Annotated in this window: 18 protein-coding genes; 11 read left to right on the top strand and 7 right to left on the bottom strand. The window is 59.8% G+C overall.

Annotated features, from left to right (window positions below; translation table 11 throughout):
• Positions 1 to 128: 128 nt before the first annotated feature.
• Positions 129 to 560: a hypothetical protein gene (locus C8N42_RS21435; RefSeq protein WP_146168296.1), complete on the top strand. Its 432-nt coding sequence runs from the start codon at positions 129 to 131 to the stop codon at positions 558 to 560.
• Positions 561 to 563: 3 nt separating this feature from the next.
• On the opposite strand, the gene C8N42_RS20130 is transcribed toward C8N42_RS21435, so the two are convergent.
• Both C8N42_RS20130 and C8N42_RS20125 read right to left on the bottom strand, forming a co-directional pair.
• The gene (locus C8N42_RS20130; protein ID WP_107818208.1) at positions 564 to 1,274 is read right to left on the bottom strand and encodes an IS6 family transposase; all 711 of its coding nucleotides are present in this window, start codon (positions 1,272 to 1,274) and stop codon (positions 564 to 566) included.
• Between the two features lie 49 nt (positions 1,275 to 1,323).
• The gene (locus tag C8N42_RS20125; protein ID WP_107818207.1) at positions 1,324 to 2,508 is read right to left on the bottom strand and encodes a cytochrome c3 family protein; all 1,185 of its coding nucleotides are present in this window, start codon (positions 2,506 to 2,508) and stop codon (positions 1,324 to 1,326) included.
• 167 nt (positions 2,509 to 2,675) lie between these two features.
• Here C8N42_RS20125 and C8N42_RS20120 point away from each other — a divergent pair, with 167 nt between their 5' ends.
• The 9 genes from C8N42_RS20120 to C8N42_RS20080 are packed head-to-tail and all read left to right on the top strand — an operon-like array spanning position 2,676 to position 9,525.
• Entirely contained in the window at positions 2,676 to 3,920 is a 1,245-nt protein-coding gene (locus C8N42_RS20120; protein ID WP_211309232.1) for a biotin/lipoyl-containing protein, read from the top strand.
• On the top strand, positions 3,917 to 4,696 hold the full coding sequence (locus tag C8N42_RS20115; protein ID WP_107818205.1) for an RnfABCDGE type electron transport complex subunit D: 780 nt from the start codon (positions 3,917 to 3,919) through the stop codon (positions 4,694 to 4,696). Before C8N42_RS20120 ends, C8N42_RS20115 begins: the two co-directional genes overlap by 4 nt.
• Positions 4,689 to 5,489, top strand: coding sequence for an FMN-binding protein (locus tag C8N42_RS20110; RefSeq protein ID WP_107818204.1), 801 nt, complete (start codon positions 4,689 to 4,691; stop codon positions 5,487 to 5,489). Before C8N42_RS20115 ends, C8N42_RS20110 begins: the two co-directional genes overlap by 8 nt.
• 3 nt (positions 5,490 to 5,492) lie before the next feature.
• Positions 5,493 to 6,158 (top strand): NADH:ubiquinone reductase (Na(+)-transporting) subunit D, encoded by a 666-nt coding sequence (locus C8N42_RS20105; RefSeq protein WP_107818203.1) that lies wholly within the window; start codon positions 5,493 to 5,495, stop codon positions 6,156 to 6,158.
• Positions 6,155 to 6,766, top strand: a complete 612-nt coding sequence (gene nqrE / locus C8N42_RS20100) for an NADH:ubiquinone reductase (Na(+)-transporting) subunit E (protein ID WP_107818202.1) — start codon at positions 6,155 to 6,157, stop codon at positions 6,764 to 6,766. The genes C8N42_RS20105 and nqrE overlap by 4 nt, the downstream gene beginning before the upstream one ends.
• Positions 6,763 to 7,983 carry an NADH:ubiquinone reductase (Na(+)-transporting) subunit F gene (gene nqrF, locus C8N42_RS20095; RefSeq protein ID WP_107818201.1) on the top strand — a complete coding sequence of 407 codons (1,221 nt, stop codon included), beginning with the start codon at positions 6,763 to 6,765 and terminating at the stop codon, positions 7,981 to 7,983. The genes nqrE and nqrF overlap by 4 nt, the downstream gene beginning before the upstream one ends.
• 3 nt (positions 7,984 to 7,986) lie before the next feature.
• Entirely contained in the window at positions 7,987 to 8,955 is a 969-nt protein-coding gene (locus tag C8N42_RS20090; RefSeq protein WP_107818200.1) for an FAD:protein FMN transferase, read from the top strand.
• Between the two features lie 10 nt (positions 8,956 to 8,965).
• Positions 8,966 to 9,133: a (Na+)-NQR maturation NqrM gene (gene nqrM / locus C8N42_RS20085; RefSeq protein WP_107818199.1), complete on the top strand. Its 168-nt coding sequence runs from the start codon at positions 8,966 to 8,968 to the stop codon at positions 9,131 to 9,133.
• Complete coding sequence (locus C8N42_RS20080) at positions 9,130 to 9,525, top strand: CBS domain-containing protein (RefSeq protein ID WP_107818198.1); 396 nt, start codon at positions 9,130 to 9,132, stop codon at positions 9,523 to 9,525. The genes nqrM and C8N42_RS20080 overlap by 4 nt, the downstream gene beginning before the upstream one ends.
• A gap of 43 nt (positions 9,526 to 9,568) precedes the next feature.
• On the opposite strand, the gene scpB is transcribed toward C8N42_RS20080, so the two are convergent.
• The gene (gene scpB, locus C8N42_RS20075) at positions 9,569 to 10,183 is read right to left on the bottom strand and encodes an SMC-Scp complex subunit ScpB (RefSeq protein WP_107818197.1); all 615 of its coding nucleotides are present in this window, start codon (positions 10,181 to 10,183) and stop codon (positions 9,569 to 9,571) included.
• Between the two features lie 2 nt (positions 10,184 to 10,185).
• A complete protein-coding gene (locus tag C8N42_RS20070; RefSeq protein ID WP_107818196.1) occupies positions 10,186 to 11,070 on the bottom strand; it encodes a DUF1403 family protein in 885 nt (294 codons plus the stop codon).
• Between the two features lie 157 nt (positions 11,071 to 11,227).
• Between C8N42_RS20070 and C8N42_RS20065 the strand changes: the two genes are divergently transcribed.
• The gene (locus tag C8N42_RS20065; RefSeq protein ID WP_107818210.1) at positions 11,228 to 12,325 is read left to right on the top strand and encodes a tyrosine-type recombinase/integrase; all 1,098 of its coding nucleotides are present in this window, start codon (positions 11,228 to 11,230) and stop codon (positions 12,323 to 12,325) included.
• On the opposite strand, the gene C8N42_RS20060 is transcribed toward C8N42_RS20065, so the two are convergent.
• The 3 genes from C8N42_RS20060 to repC form a co-directional block, all read right to left on the bottom strand.
• Positions 12,320 to 12,655: a type II toxin-antitoxin system RelE/ParE family toxin gene (locus tag C8N42_RS20060; protein ID WP_107818195.1), complete on the bottom strand. Its 336-nt coding sequence runs from the start codon at positions 12,653 to 12,655 to the stop codon at positions 12,320 to 12,322. The genes C8N42_RS20065 and C8N42_RS20060 overlap by 6 nt on opposite strands.
• On the bottom strand, positions 12,652 to 12,909 hold the full coding sequence (locus tag C8N42_RS20055) for a type II toxin-antitoxin system ParD family antitoxin (RefSeq protein ID WP_107818194.1): 258 nt from the start codon (positions 12,907 to 12,909) through the stop codon (positions 12,652 to 12,654). The genes C8N42_RS20060 and C8N42_RS20055 overlap by 4 nt, the downstream gene beginning before the upstream one ends.
• A 55-nt stretch (positions 12,910 to 12,964) precedes the next feature.
• Positions 12,965 to 13,720 (bottom strand): plasmid replication protein RepC (gene repC / locus C8N42_RS20050; RefSeq protein WP_245890317.1); only part of this gene is annotated, 756 nt, incomplete at its 5' end.

The following is a 13,720-nucleotide window of genomic DNA, read 5'->3' as shown; positions in this document are numbered from 1 at the left end:
AGAAGCAAAGGCCCCATGACAGCCAAATCTCGCAATTAAGGGCAAAACTCGATGCCGAAAGCGTCGCGTCTCAGATTTAAAGGCAACGCGACACCAGTCAAACTGACCGTGCGCCCTCGGCGCGCGCCTTGAACCTGTGCGCAGCTCTGGCCAATCTGGCGCTCTGCCTCACGCTCGCGGCAACGCCCGCCCATGCCGCACGACCAAAATCACAGCAACCCGGCGCTACGATCGTCATCAACGGGGATCCCGGTGGCAGCGTCCGTGCCCGCTACAACGAGATCGAGGAAATCAACCGGCTTGGGCAACGAGTCGAAATCCGCCGCGGTTCCTGCATGTCGAGCTGCACCATGTTCCTGGGGGCCAATAACGTCTGCGTCTCGCCACAAGCCAGCTTCGGCTTCCATGGCCCCTACAGATTCGGGGAAACCCTCTCCCAGGCCGAGTTCGACCAATGGTCCAAAATCATCGCCTGGCACTATCCCCCTGCAATCCGGCAGTGGTACATGAGGCATTGTCAGGTTATTATTGATGGCACTCAAGAACGGGGCTGCGCGTAATTTTCAAGCGATCAACTCGCGTGCATACTCAGCCCAAATTTCGAAGGCATCGGCTCTGGCGTGGCGGTAGGAACGGGCTGAAAGTCGGTGACGTTTAGGGCGAAACAGAGCGGCGGTTTGATCGTGGACCGACAAGAACCGTTGTGCCTGACCGGGCGACTTGAACCGGCCCATGATTTTCTCCCGCCGCCGCGTATGTCTGTGTGGAGCCTCGACACGATTGTTCAGCCCTTTGTGTTGGCGATGTTCGATGCCGGGAGCCAGGTCCGCCTTCGCCGCGCCGTATGACCGCAGCTTGTCGGTGATGATCACGCGCGGTTGACCCCAAACCTTGAACAGTTTTCTGAAGAAGCGCAGCGCCGCCGCCTTGTTTCGGCGGGTTTGGACCAAAATGTCCAGAACGTCACCATTGGCATCAACAGCTCGCCAAAGCCAATGCTTGCGGCCCTTGATCGGCACCACGACCTCGTCGAGATGCCATTTGTCGGCCGGGCGAGGTCTATCCCGGCGCACCTTCGCGGCAAACTGGGTGCCAAAACGCGCCACCCAGTCACGCACAGTTTCATAGGAAACAGTGATCCCGCGAGAGGCCAACAGATCCTCAACATCACGCAAACTGAGTGCAAAGCGATGGTACGCCCAAACCGCGTAGCCAATGACCGAGCGTGGGAAACGGAAACCTTTAAGGCGCGAAAGATCAGACAGATTCAACATGGCATCGCGCTACAACGACAAGTCGATGGCAACAACCTGACAATGCCCGTTAGCGCATCATCCCGGTGTCCATGATGTCCATACCAAGGGCTGTCAGAAGATCTTCACTCGAGTCGTAGAGCAGTTCCAACACGTAGTGCGGATTGTGGGCAAAGGCCCCTTTGTCGGTCGTCACGAACTTCCAGTTGTAAGCGGCTTTCAGCAGGCGCGGTGTCCATGCGTTGTAGGCGACCGAACGCCCGTCATTGACATCGATCTGACCGTCGTTGTTCGCGTCAGCGAAGAAATAGGGATACTGATGCCCGTCATAGAGGATTGCAGTTCCCGCAACCGTCTCGGCATAGTCTTGAATGAACCCCATCAGCCGTTCGGCATTATGTGACACGTCGGTACGGAGCCCTTGGTCGAGGTTGCCGCTGCCATCATAGCTGACGCGTGAGAGGCGGATGCTGTCAGGTTCGCCGTTTTCATGGCAGCTCATGCAGGTATTTTGCGACACCTCAAGGCTATGCGGATCGTGGCAGGACACGCAGGTTGCGACGGGGCGCGCGTGGAAGAACCGGCCCGAATAATCTTTGCCATCGTAGTGATACCCAGAACCGCCATAACCGCCGAGCCATGTCGACGCCGCGACAGCGTAATGCGGATTGATAAAGCGCAAATCCACATTCGTGTCGTCCAGCGCCATGTCCGCGACGGACGCAGAGATGTTCAGTCCGGAGGCGCGACCTTGGTGGCATGTGAGGCAGGAGGCCTCTCCGGGTGCGATGGGATGCATCAGGCCGCTTGGGAACTTGACCTCTTCGACCGCAGCCAGCCCTGGATTGTGGCATGTATCACAATCGACCACCCCGCCGGTTGGCACAGGCGCCTCGACTGTTCCCGCATCGCTTCCATCGAGGCCGTAAAAGGCTCTAAATCCGGCCCCGCTGTGACAGGTTGCACAGGCGACAGGCACTTCGCCTTCTTCATCCCAATGGGTGAACGCCTCAGCCGTCGACAGAGCGTGACCGGATCGCGCCCACTCGCCAATCGCCAATTTATTCTTGATCTCGATCTGGTCAGGACGGAATGGACCGGCGTCCGGCATCACATAGAGTTCGAGATCTTCGACGATCTCTTCTATATCGCGAACAGGTTCTTGAGACTGTTCTTGTGCGACCGAAATACTCGGTTTTGCTGCGATTGAAAAACCAAGAAGGATTGGAAAAAAGAATTTACGTTTGAAAGACATGGTCAGCAGACTCCCGCTAAAGATACTCCACTTTCGCGCACGACTATGTTATCTGGAATTACTGATTCACGCAATTCACCTCGCGCCTTAATAGTCGAACTGATTGGTATTTTGGCGCGAAAATGGACGTTGAGATGTTTGGCTCAATTTTTACTGCGGGACTTATTATGCCCCGCGTCGGTTCGTCTCTGACGCCCGAAGCTCCGGCGCTACACATCACAGACGAAGCCGCAATCACGCCAGCTCACGGTGAGGAGCTGCGGGTTGAGGCGCTGGTCAGCGACGGAGAGAGCGTGGCGCAAGGGCAGCCTCTTCTCCGATTGCGGGCGATGCCGGACATGTATCTGACGGCCCCGATGGCGGGACGGGTTGCGAAGATCGAGCTTCGCCCGGGGCATCGGCTGTCGCAAATGGTGCTGTTTCATGAGGCTGGTGGGGATCGCTATGCCTATGACGTTTCACTCGCGGGCGCAGATGCGGACGAGCTGCGCAGGGTATTGCAGATGTCCGGTCTGTGGCGCCAGTTTCGGAGTCGCCCTTTCGGGCGCGTTCCGAAACCGGGCGCAATCCCCGCGGCGATTTTCGTGATAGCGACCGACAGCCGACCCGATGCGCCGGATCCAGCGCCGCAACTGACGCACCGCGAAGCGGAGTTCTCGCGCGGCCTCGATGCTCTCGCGCGCCTATCTGAAGCGCGCATTTTCCTGTGTCAGGCGGAGGCATCCTCTTACACTGGTGCGCTCCCTGCCGGGGTCAGCCGCGTTATTACAGGCAAGGTGCACCCCAACGGACTTTCGGGCCTGATGATCCATCGCCATATGCCGGCACGGGTCGAGGCCCCGGTTTGGGATATTCATGCCGAGGATGTCGCGGATATCGGGTCTTTTCTGGAAACGGGCTATGTGCCCGCGACGCGCGTGGTCTCTATTTCGGGTTCGGGCGACGCGCTTAGAGAGGCGAAACTCGTTCAATGCCAACCGGGCGCAGACCTGCGCGGGTTGAGCCAACCCCTTTTGCGCCCCGGACCGCACGTGGTGGTGTCGGGTTCGTTTCTCGACGGGCGGCCAGCGCATTGGTTGTCGCTTCGGGACCGGCAGGTCACGGTGCTCACGCGCGACACAGCTACAAATAACCGTCATTGGTTCAACGAGGCGCTCGACCATGTCTCGCGACGTGCGCCGATCATTCCGACGGCGGCGCTCGATCTCGCGTTCGGCGGTGTGCTTCCCGCTGCTGCATTGGTCCGCGTTCTGGCGTCCGGAGATGTGGAGGGGTTCACGCGTCTCGGCGGTTTGTCCCTCTTGGAAGAAGATTTGGCACTCGCAGATTATGCAACGGGCGCGCGGCCGCGTCTCATGACTCAGGTGCGCGCGATTTTGGACCGCATCGAAGAAGAGGAAGGTGTCGCATGAGGCGCGGGATGTGGGATCGCGAGATGGTCGCGGCGCTCTTGCTCATGGCAAGTATGCCGATGGTGCTGACGTGGCTTTGGTTCGGCGGCGTCGAGGCGATCGGACGGCTCGCCCTCACCCTGATCATCTCCGGCCTTTGGCATATGGTCTTCATGCTGGCACGGGCCCAGCCGCCCTCCCTTGCAGGTGCACTGTCTGCAATCGCAGTCGCCATGCTTGCACCCGAAGATTTGGGCCTGATCCGATTGGCTCTCGGCGTCAGTTTCGGCACGGTGGCGGCGGAGCTGGTTTTTGGAGGTTGGGGGCGCAATGTGCTCAATCCGGCAACGGTCACAATCGCCTTCCTTGGCTTTGGCTTTCCCGCTGAGCCGTGGCCCGAGTTCGTCGCGCCTGTGATCTGGGCGGCGCTTCCCGCATTGGGGATCGGCGCGATGTTCGGAATTCTGTCCATGCGCGTGATCTTTGCGGCTTTTGTGGCACTGGGGATCGCATATTTCGGCGGTGATCCGGCGATCTCTGTGATTTTGCCCACGGCTGTTTTGGTGCTGGCGCTTCTGGTCACCGATCCTGTCGCGGGCGCCTCTACCTCGCTCGGTCGCTGGCTTTACGGGGCGGCCTATGGAGGATTTGTCATCCTCTTCGCGTATGAATGGGAAGGGGCTGCGCCCGTGCAAATGGCCGTCTCAGCCGCCTTTTTGGCGTCTTTGTTTGCGCCACTTTTTGACGAGGCCGCGCTTGCGCTCTGGGTAAGACGAAGGAGAAAACGTCATGGCTGACATGAACCCGATCACCGTGTGGCGGAAACTCCTTGCCCTGCCGAATGAAAGTCGGACCAAAACTTTGGTTATGGCGTTTCTGGTCTCGGCCATCTGCGCCCTCGGGGTCAGTGGGGCGACCGTCATCTTGCGCCCGATCCAGGCCGCCAACCGCGCCGCCGAGCAACAGGCACGTCTGGAGGGGCTGATCGCAGGCATCCCCGGCATGTCCGAGCTTTTGGCGGCTGAGGGCGGTTCCCTGTCCACAGTCGTTGTCGATCTCACCGAAGCGAAGGCGGCGACCGGGGTCACGCCCGCGACACTCTCTGTCGCGCTGGAGGACAATGCGAATTGGACGGGATTGTCCGAGGGGCAGGACATTGCTGGCCTCGGACAACGTCCGAACTATGCGCAGGTCTATTTCCTGCGTGGCGCCGATGGTGAAATTTCTCTTGCGCTGCTGCCGATCAGCGGTGCCGGCTACGTCGGGCCGATTGATGCAATTCTCGCGCTCAGGGGGGATATGAACACCATCGCTGGACTGGCCGTTTTGGGCCAATCCGAAACGCCCGGCCTGGGGGGGCGTATCGAAGAACCTGCGTGGCTGTCCCAATGGCGCGGAAAAGAGATCGCGGACGCAAGCGGTGCAGTCCGCTTTGCGGTCGCCAAAGGCCGTGCGAGCAGTGAGTTCGAGGTGGACGGCATCACGGGGGCGACGCGCACCTCAAGCGCCGTCACGCGCATTATGCGCTTTTGGCTTGGTCCCGATGGCTATGGCCCTCTGATCGACGCCATCCAGCGCGGGGAGTTTTGAGCCATGCCCGCCCGCGCAAGCCTTTGGAGCACTCTCACTGATCCTCTGGTTCACCAAAACCCGGTGACACTTCAGATTCTCGGGATTTGCTCAGCTTTGGCGGTGACGACCTCTGTTGCGACGGCCTTGACCATGTCGGCAGCACTGACTGCGGTCTTGGTCATGTCTGCCGGTCTAATTAGCCTGATCCGCCACCATATCCCGGGCTCAATTCGCCTGATCGTCCAGATCGTGATCGTGGCCTCGCTTGTGATCGTGATCGATCAAATTCTTCAGGCCTATCTTTTTGAAATCAGTCAAAAGCTTTCGGTCTTTGTCAGCCTGATCACCACGAACTGTCTTGTGCTCGGGCGCACCGAGTCGTTTTCCCGTCATAATCCACCGGGACGGTCCATGGTGGATGCGTTGGGCAATGGGCTCGGTTACTCCCTCGTTCTGGTTGTGATTGGCTCCGTGCGCGAACTCTTTGGCGCCGGATCTCTTCTCGGGTTGCAGGTATTTCAGACCGTCGACCAGGGCGGGTGGTTTACTCCTCTGAGCCTAATGCTCTTGGCGCCATCGGCATTCTTTCTTTTGGGCGGATTGGTTTGGATCCTTCGCACGCTCTTGCCGGATCAGACCGAGACCCTTGAGTTGTTGTCACCGGACAAGCCGGAGGACCTGTCATGAGTGATCTGGTGTCTATCTTCCTGAGTGCAGCCTTTGTGGAGAATATGCCCCTCACGCTGTTCCTTGGCCTCTGCACCTTTATCGCCCTGTCCAGAAAAACCGGCTCGGCTGTGGGGCTCGGGATTGCGGTCGTCGCTGTCATGGGTGTGACAGTGCCGCTCAATCAACTGATCTACTCGGCACTTCTGGCGCCGTGGGCATGGGCTTGGGCAGGGTTGCCGGAGACGGATTTGTCTTACCTCAAACTGATCGCCTTTATCGGCGTCATTGCGGCCACGGTTCAGTTGCTGGAGATGGTGTTGGACCGCTTTTTCCCTGCGATCTATTCCTCTTTTGGGGTCTTTCTGCCTCTGCTGACGGTCCAATGTGCCATCCTTGCCGGAAGCCTGTTCATGGTGGAGCGTAGCTTTACACTCGTCGAGTCTGCTGTGTTCGGCCTTGGGTCGGGAACGGGTTTTGCCACCTCTGTCGTCATGCTCGGAGCGATCCGCGCGCGGTTGGCCTATTCGCATGTCCCTGAAGCGCTGCGCGGTTTGGGCATCACGTTCCTCCTTGCCGGCATGATGTCTCTCGGCTTTTCTGCCTTTGCCCAGATGGTGGCGTCATGACGGAGATTGTTCTTGGTGTCTTCATCATCGTTGGGCTGATCATCGCCCTGACCGTCGTCTTGCTTTTGACGCGGCAAAAGCTTGTTCCAGCCGAAGCGCTTCAGATCACGGTCAACGACACTGAAAAACTCGATGTTGCGCGCGGGGAAAAGCTTTTGGGCGTTCTGCACCGCTCGGGCATTGGCATCCCTGCGGCCTGCGGCGGTTCTGGCACCTGTGGGTTGTGCCGCGTCGTTGTCGACGGGGAGGGGGCTGGCGCCGCGATCGCGACGGAAAAAGGCATATTGTCTGCGGCAGAGCGCAAGGCCCATGTCAGACTGGCTTGTCAAACAACTCTGCGTGGGCCGTGCCGTGTCACGGTGCCGCAAGAGTTCCTCGGAGCGACTGGGTTTACCTGCCGCGTTGTGTCGAACAGACAGCTGGCGCCGCTGATCCGGGAATTGGTTCTCGAACTTCCGCCAGAGCAGCCGTTTGCGTTCAGGGCAGGCGGCTTTATGCAGTTGACCGCGCCGGCCTACCGGCTCGACTTCGCGGACATCGACGTAGAGCCGGCCTTTTCGCAGACATGGGACTTGGCCGATTGGCCAACGATGCAAGCCTCGTCAGACCAGCCCGTCACGCGCGCCTATTCCATCGCCAACACGCCAGCCAATGTCGGGCAGGCTGTGTTCAATATCCGCCTCGCCGTTCCACCTGCTGGCAAAGAACATGACATCGCGCCGGGAGTGGTCTCGTCGTGGCTTTTCTCCCTGAAGCCGGGGGCCGAAGTGGCCGCATCCGGTCCCTTCGGTGAGTTCCACGTTCAACCGACAGAGCGTGATATGGTCTTTATCGGAGGCGGCGTTGGCATGGCGCCTCTGCGGGCCATGATCCACGAGCAGATCGGCAAAGGAACGACCCGCAAGATGCGATATTTCTATGGTGCGCGCTCAGCGGCGGACCTGTTCTATGTCGAGGAATTCGAGGCGATTGCTAGGGAACACCCCAATTTTGCATGGACCCCGGCACTGTCGGACCCGGCGCCGGGGGACCGGTGGCGCGGGGAAACCGGATTTATCCACGATACCGTGCGGGCGGCTCTGTCCAAGCATCCCGCGCCAGAGAATTGCGAATATTATCTCTGCGGTCCGCCGGTCATGATCTCGGCGGTCCTGAACACGCTCGCCAAACTGGGCGTCGAACCAGAGTCCATCTATAATGATGACTTCGGAGGTTGAACCATGCGCCGTGATTTTACCCGCCGTCAGATGATCGCCCTCAGCGGCGCGACGCTTTATGCGGGCGTGGCGGAGGCAAACAGTCTTGCTCCGACGCACAGCATGGAGGGCCGCGCCTTCGCGAGCCATTGGCGCGTGACCGCGCCCTCTGATGTGCCGCTTGAGCCGCATCGTGCGGCCATCGACCGAATTTTGGCCAAAGTGGATGCCCAGATGTCGCCGTGGCGTCAGGACAGTGATGTGTCTCGGTTCAACCGAACTGCCGATGCCTGCCGTGTGTCCGGGGAAACGGCCTTTGTGACGCGTGCCGCATTGAAAATCGCGCGCGAGAGCGGTGGCCGGTTCGACCCCACGGTTGGCCCCTTGGTGTCGCAATGGGGATTTGGCCGGATTACTGGCGTATCCGGGGCATGGACAGCCCTCGCGACAGATGGCGATCAGTTGCGCAAGGACATTTCGGGATTGACGATTGACCTGTGCGGGATTGCGAAGGGACGCGCGCTTGATCTGGTGGACAGCTATTTCATGGAGGCCGGTCTTCGAGACGTCCTGATCGATTTGGGCGGCGAGTTGAAAAGTCGCGGACAGCACCCGTCGGGGAGAGCGTGGCACGTTGCTGTCGAGGATCCGCGGATCGGAGCGCTAAGCCCCGTCGCAGGACTGCGTCTGCCGTCCGGCTTCTCGGTCGCAACATCGGGTCTGCGGGCGCAAAGCTATAGCTTGGGCGATCATATTTACAGCCACATCATAGATCCGCACCGGGCCAGACCTGTGGCGGGCGGGGCTGTGTCGGTCTCAGTGTTGGCGCCAGACGCGATGATCGCAGACGGTTGGGCCACCGCTTTGGTGGCCGCCGCGGATCAGGGGCCTGACGTGGCGCGTCAAAATGGGCTTTCGGCCCTGTTCCTGTTCGCAATGGACACCGGTCTTTCCGCGACCACCACAGGCGATTTCGATCGCCATATGCTATAAGGGAGAAGATATGGAACTCGTCCTCGGCCTTCTCATCATTCTCTTTGCGGTCGGAGGGCTCGCTCTCGGCTCTCTGTTCGGGCGCGGTCCGGTCAAGGGCTCTTGTGGCGGCATGGCCTGTCTCAAAGATGTCGCCTGTGAAGGTTGCCCGCACAAACACGCGGAGGAGCAAACATGAGCCCTGTGCAGACCCTTAGAGATATTGTGCGCGATGATCTTCCTGTGCTGACGCCCGAGATGCCCATTCGGCGCGCTGTAGCTTTGCTGATCGAGGAGCGCGGTGCGGCGGGGGCCGTCCTGGATGAAGGCGGTGTGCTGCAAGGCATTCTGAGCCAGAAAGACTGTTTTCGGCCCGCCCTGAACGCAAGTTATTATCAGGAATGGAAAGGCACGGTTGCGGATTTCATGACGGTCGACGTGATGACGCTTTCCGCAACTGCAGATATCGCCACCGCTGCAGAAGCCTTTCTCAACCATCCGCATCGTGTTTTCCCCGTTCTTGACGGGGAGCAGTTCGTCGGAATGCTCCGACGATCCGACCTGTTGCGCGTCCTTGTTGGGCTGAGCTAAGCAGCTTATAAAATAGGCGGCATTGTCAGGTACCGATAACGGATTACCAAAAGTCGACTTTTGATGCTTCGCCATCCAGACCTGCGTCCTCCAACTGCTCTCTGTCGGGCAGGTCATGCAGGCTCTCCAACCCGAACGCGACTAGGAACTGCTCGGTCGTGACAAAAGTATAGGGCGCCCCTCGCCGGGGAGACCTTGGCCCTGTCCCGATCAGCCCGCGCGCATGTAGCCGACCGATGAGATCACGGCTGATCTCTTTGCCGAAGATGTCCTTCAGCCTGTCGCGCGTGATCGGCTGGTGGTAAGCGATCGCGGCCAAGACCGCGACGTCGAACTCGCTGAAATCCAGCAATTGATCCGCGACATCCGCCGCCGCCCGGATCGCGGGCGCATAGGTAGCCCGCGTCCGGAACATCCAGCCGCCAGCGACCTGGGCGATCTCGAAGGCCCGCCCCTCCAGATCGGCAGCAAGGTCCTCTACCAGAAGATCGACCGAGGCCCTCTGCCCCACCACGCTGGCCAGGTCGTCGCGCGGCACTGGCGTCGCCGAGGCAAAGAGGACCGCCTCGATCCGACGCATCCATTCCCGCCAACGCAGTTCAGGCGGTAGGTCAGCCAACTCACGGTCAAGCTCCGATTCCGATCTGTCCTTCGCCATCGCTACACCCCGTAAAGCCGGAACGTGTCGCGCCCGGTCAGTTCCCGGACAGCACCGAGGTCGACCAGCCGGTCGCAGAGCCGCCGCGCAGCACGGTCCGGTAGGGGTAGCACCGAGGGTGCGACCGCATCGCGGGTCAGAAACATCTCGACTGCCTCGACAGCCCCTTTGGCCCGCAGCTTTGGCGCGACGGCTTTCAGATGCGCGGCCCGCCGCGCAAGATCGGCAGCTTGCCGCAGCGCTTCGATCGTCGAAGAAATAAGCGCGCGATGACAGGCGAAACGAAGGTCATCGTCCCGCTTGCGCAGGTCCGCGCGTTTCACGCCTGCGGCCAGCAACGGCACAAGATGATCCCAACCAAGCGCCTGCGCCAGGGTTGCCTCCGCCAGGATCAGCGCCGACACGTCCGCACGCGGGGCCTCCTTCACCGCTACCTCCAGCACCATTGCGGCACGGGTCACCGGCGCCCCTGTCCCCGCATCGAGCCACGTCGTGATCTGGCCCGGCTCGAAGGTCGGCAAGGCCCGAGCAAGCGACTTGATCGAAATTGACCGTTTCGCTGCGTACCGCCAGGCAAGGTAAGTTTCCCCGGCCGGGCCGGGCAGATCGCCAGGGCGCAGAAAGTGCACGGCGTCACGCAGCTGCTTTGTCCTCTCAGATCTCCCAGAAAACGCCATACAAGCCTCGGCCGCACGCAGCGCGAGCCGATCCCGCAACAAGGCTTGGGGCACCTCCTCGCGCCCCAGAAAAACATGCAGGTGGTTCAGCGCCGCGCCCGACAAAAACGCGACATCTTCAGGGGTTTCAGCACGTGCGAAGGTGACCCAGGTGGGCATTCGGGGTAGCGTATCGAGGTCGCTGATGTGATCTGATCGGGCAAATGTCATGCCGAAAGTCTACATCTTGGCGGCGCTTTCGTCCACAATATGATGTAAAAACCGCCCCTACTTGTGGATCTTAATTATGTCCAATAAGTTTGCATTATCGGACGCAAAAAGATATGCTGGGAAACAGTTCAATGTCATTGCCGGATTCAGTGAAAAAATGCCCTCAGAGACCGAGAAATCGACGTCAGCGCCTTCTGGTAAGCTGGCTGATGCTCGCGTCGACGAGCGGGATCAAGACGAAAGCGATGGCATCGCCCTGCCCTCCCATGTTGCAGGCTCCGGCACGCTGGATCGGCTGGTGGACACGGCCCGAGACTATGCCCGGGCCGCAGCATCGGACAACACATTGAAAGCTTATGCGAAGGACTGGGCGCATTTTACCCGCTGGTGCCGGATGAAGGGCGCCGAGCCGCTGCCACCGTCGCCGGAGATGATCGGGCTTTACCTTGCCGATCTGGCATCAGGGTCCGGCAAGTCCCCTGCCCTCTCGGTCTCAACCATCGACCGCCGCCTGTCCGGTCTCGTCTGGAACTATGCGCAGCGCGGTTTGGTGCTTGATCGCAAGAACCGCCACATCGCGACGGTCCTGTCCGGGATCAAGCGCAAGCATGCGCGTCCGCCGATGCAAAAGGAAGCGATAATGGCCACGGACATCTTGGCGATGGTGGCCATGCTGCCCTTCGATCTGCGTGGGCTAAGGGATCGGGCGATCTTACTTTTGGGTTACACCGGCGGCCTGCGCCGTTCCGAAATCGTCAGCCTCGATGTGCACAAGGACGACACGGAGGACGGCCGCGGCTGGATTGAAGTTTTTGACGAGGGTGCGCTCCTGACGCTGAACGCCAAGACCGGCTGGCGCGAGGTAGAAATCGGACGAGGGTCCTCCGAGCAGACTTGCCCCGTTCATGCAGTGGAGCAATGGCTGCATTTCGCGAAGATTGATGTCGGCCCGATCTTTGTCGGCACCTCACGCGATGGCAAACGCGCCCTCAATACACGGCTCAACGACAAGCATGTCGCACGCCTGATCAAGCGCACAGTGCTGGACGCCGGCATACGATCCGATCTGCCCGAGAAAGAGCGCCTGGCTCTGTTCTCTGGTCACTCGCTGCGTGCCGGTCTCGCCAGTTCGGCGGACGTCGACGAGCGCTATGTCCAGAAACAGCTGGGGCATACCTCCGCCGAAATGACACGCCGATATCAGCGTCGGCGGGATCGCTTCCGGGTCAACCTGACCAAAGCTGCGGGGCTATAGTTCGACATTTCTAAGAGCCGCCAACGCGGCGACATGCCGCGAAAGATCACTGCGAGAATGCAGGATATCGACGATGATGAGTTCGTCGGGCCGATCCAGAAACACCAGAAAATGCTCCCCTGCCCTAGCGAACCGCAGATCGACCGCGTCATCCACAAGACCCGCGCAGCTTCGGCTGTGAGCCTGACCGTTCAGGATTGCCTGACAACGAGACAGTACCTCGCTCTCATAGAGTTCCGCCTGTTTGAGCCCGAATTTTTCGATCGTCCATTTCGCAATCTCGATCAGGCTGGTCTCCGCGCGGTGTGTCAACCGAAAGGATCGGCTCATGAAGATGCGCGCGCTTGTCGAAAGGCGCGCCGGATTGCGTCTTCTCCGCTGCCTTCGGCAAACTCACCCGCCTTTGCCTGTGCCAATCCCTCGAACAGTCCCCGTTGGATAACAGCGCGTTGAGCTTCTTCCTGCTCCAGCAGTCGAAGCCCCGCACGCATCGCCTCGCTGACGTTCTGATAACGTCCGGACGCCACCAAAGCCTGCACCAGCTGATCTTGGGTATCTGTTAAAACAACATTGCGCGTAACCATCTATCGCATCTCCTCTGTTGGCAATATATGCCAATACCCCTCGTCAATCAACATGTCATACGGCCTGCCCACTCAGCCTGCCATAGAAGCTCCGCTCGAGATACAATTCTCCCGCGCAGGCTTTTTCAACCATACCACGCAGATACCCCCCTGGAGACGCAACTTCTCCTGCGCTGTGCTTTTCAAACACCAACGCAAAAGCAGCGGTGGCGACTTGTTTACCCATTCGGTCTTGCGCCACATTCCAGGCGTGTTCAGAGATCCCGATCATTGGCCTGAGCTGGCCCGCAACTCGGTGCAGATCGCTCCAGTCCTTCAGGAAGCCACCCATATTATGGGCCCAGGATGCGAATTCGGGACATGCCTGCATGACAGTGGCCAAATCCAGCGCCGTTCGTGACTTGCGCACCTTTGCCACCCATTCTTCCAACTCCCTATCAGCCTGCTCTTCGGGTGAAACATTAGGGACCACGGCCTCGACTTCCTCATTTTCTGAGGAATTACGAATTACAGGATTAAGTTGGTTTGTAATTAGTATATGAGGGTCAGAAATGACCTCCCTGGGGTTCATTTCTTGAGTCTTCTCATGCGCTTGTTCCCTGGTTTCAGGGGTGTTTTCCGCAGGCTGGGCAGCATCTGTTGCCTCGAGGTAGGCTTCCTCAACGCGCTCCTGAAGCTCCCTGAACCAGCCCAGCAGTCGAGCAAGCTGTTCGGAAGCTTCATGGCGGCGCGGAAGCCGGTCCAGAAGCTCCTCGAAGAGCCCCGTGAACTGCGTCCAGGGCCCGCGCAGCGCGCTGCTGAAGGCCGCCTC

Origin of the sequence: Celeribacter persicus, from assembly GCF_003050785.1 — a bacterium.
GTDB lineage: Bacteria > Pseudomonadota > Alphaproteobacteria > Rhodobacterales > Rhodobacteraceae > Celeribacter > Celeribacter persicus.
The sequence above is the reverse complement of the archived record's forward strand: the minus strand, read 5'-3'. Positions and strand labels throughout refer to the sequence as shown.

Bases quoted from the DNA above. Each gene is read 5' to 3' on its own strand.
- C8N42_RS20130 (WP_107818208.1), bottom strand. From the start codon at position 1,274: ATGTTGAATCTGTCTGATCTTTCGCGCCTTAAAGGTTTCCGTTTCCCA.
- C8N42_RS20125 (WP_107818207.1), bottom strand. From the start codon at position 2,508: ATGTCTTTCAAACGTAAATTCTTTTTTCCAATCCTTCTTGGTTTTTCA.
- C8N42_RS20120 (WP_211309232.1), top strand. From the start codon at position 2,676: ATGCCCCGCGTCGGTTCGTCTCTGACGCCCGAAGCTCCGGCGCTACAC.
- C8N42_RS20115 (WP_107818205.1), top strand. From the start codon at position 3,917: ATGAGGCGCGGGATGTGGGATCGCGAGATGGTCGCGGCGCTCTTGCTC.
- C8N42_RS20110 (WP_107818204.1), top strand. From the start codon at position 4,689: ATGGCTGACATGAACCCGATCACCGTGTGGCGGAAACTCCTTGCCCTG.
- C8N42_RS20105 (WP_107818203.1), top strand. From the start codon at position 5,493: ATGCCCGCCCGCGCAAGCCTTTGGAGCACTCTCACTGATCCTCTGGTT.
- nqrE (WP_107818202.1), top strand. From the start codon at position 6,155: ATGAGTGATCTGGTGTCTATCTTCCTGAGTGCAGCCTTTGTGGAGAAT.
- nqrF (WP_107818201.1), top strand. From the start codon at position 6,763: ATGACGGAGATTGTTCTTGGTGTCTTCATCATCGTTGGGCTGATCATC.
- C8N42_RS20090 (WP_107818200.1), top strand. From the start codon at position 7,987: ATGCGCCGTGATTTTACCCGCCGTCAGATGATCGCCCTCAGCGGCGCG.
- nqrM (WP_107818199.1), top strand. From the start codon at position 8,966: ATGGAACTCGTCCTCGGCCTTCTCATCATTCTCTTTGCGGTCGGAGGG.
- C8N42_RS20080 (WP_107818198.1), top strand. From the start codon at position 9,130: ATGAGCCCTGTGCAGACCCTTAGAGATATTGTGCGCGATGATCTTCCT.
- scpB (WP_107818197.1), bottom strand. From the start codon at position 10,183: ATGGCGAAGGACAGATCGGAATCGGAGCTTGACCGTGAGTTGGCTGAC.
- C8N42_RS20070 (WP_107818196.1), bottom strand. From the start codon at position 11,070: ATGACATTTGCCCGATCAGATCACATCAGCGACCTCGATACGCTACCC.
- C8N42_RS20065 (WP_107818210.1), top strand. From the start codon at position 11,228: ATGCCCTCAGAGACCGAGAAATCGACGTCAGCGCCTTCTGGTAAGCTG.
- C8N42_RS20060 (WP_107818195.1), bottom strand. From the start codon at position 12,655: ATGAGCCGATCCTTTCGGTTGACACACCGCGCGGAGACCAGCCTGATC.
- C8N42_RS20055 (WP_107818194.1), bottom strand. From the start codon at position 12,909: ATGGTTACGCGCAATGTTGTTTTAACAGATACCCAAGATCAGCTGGTG.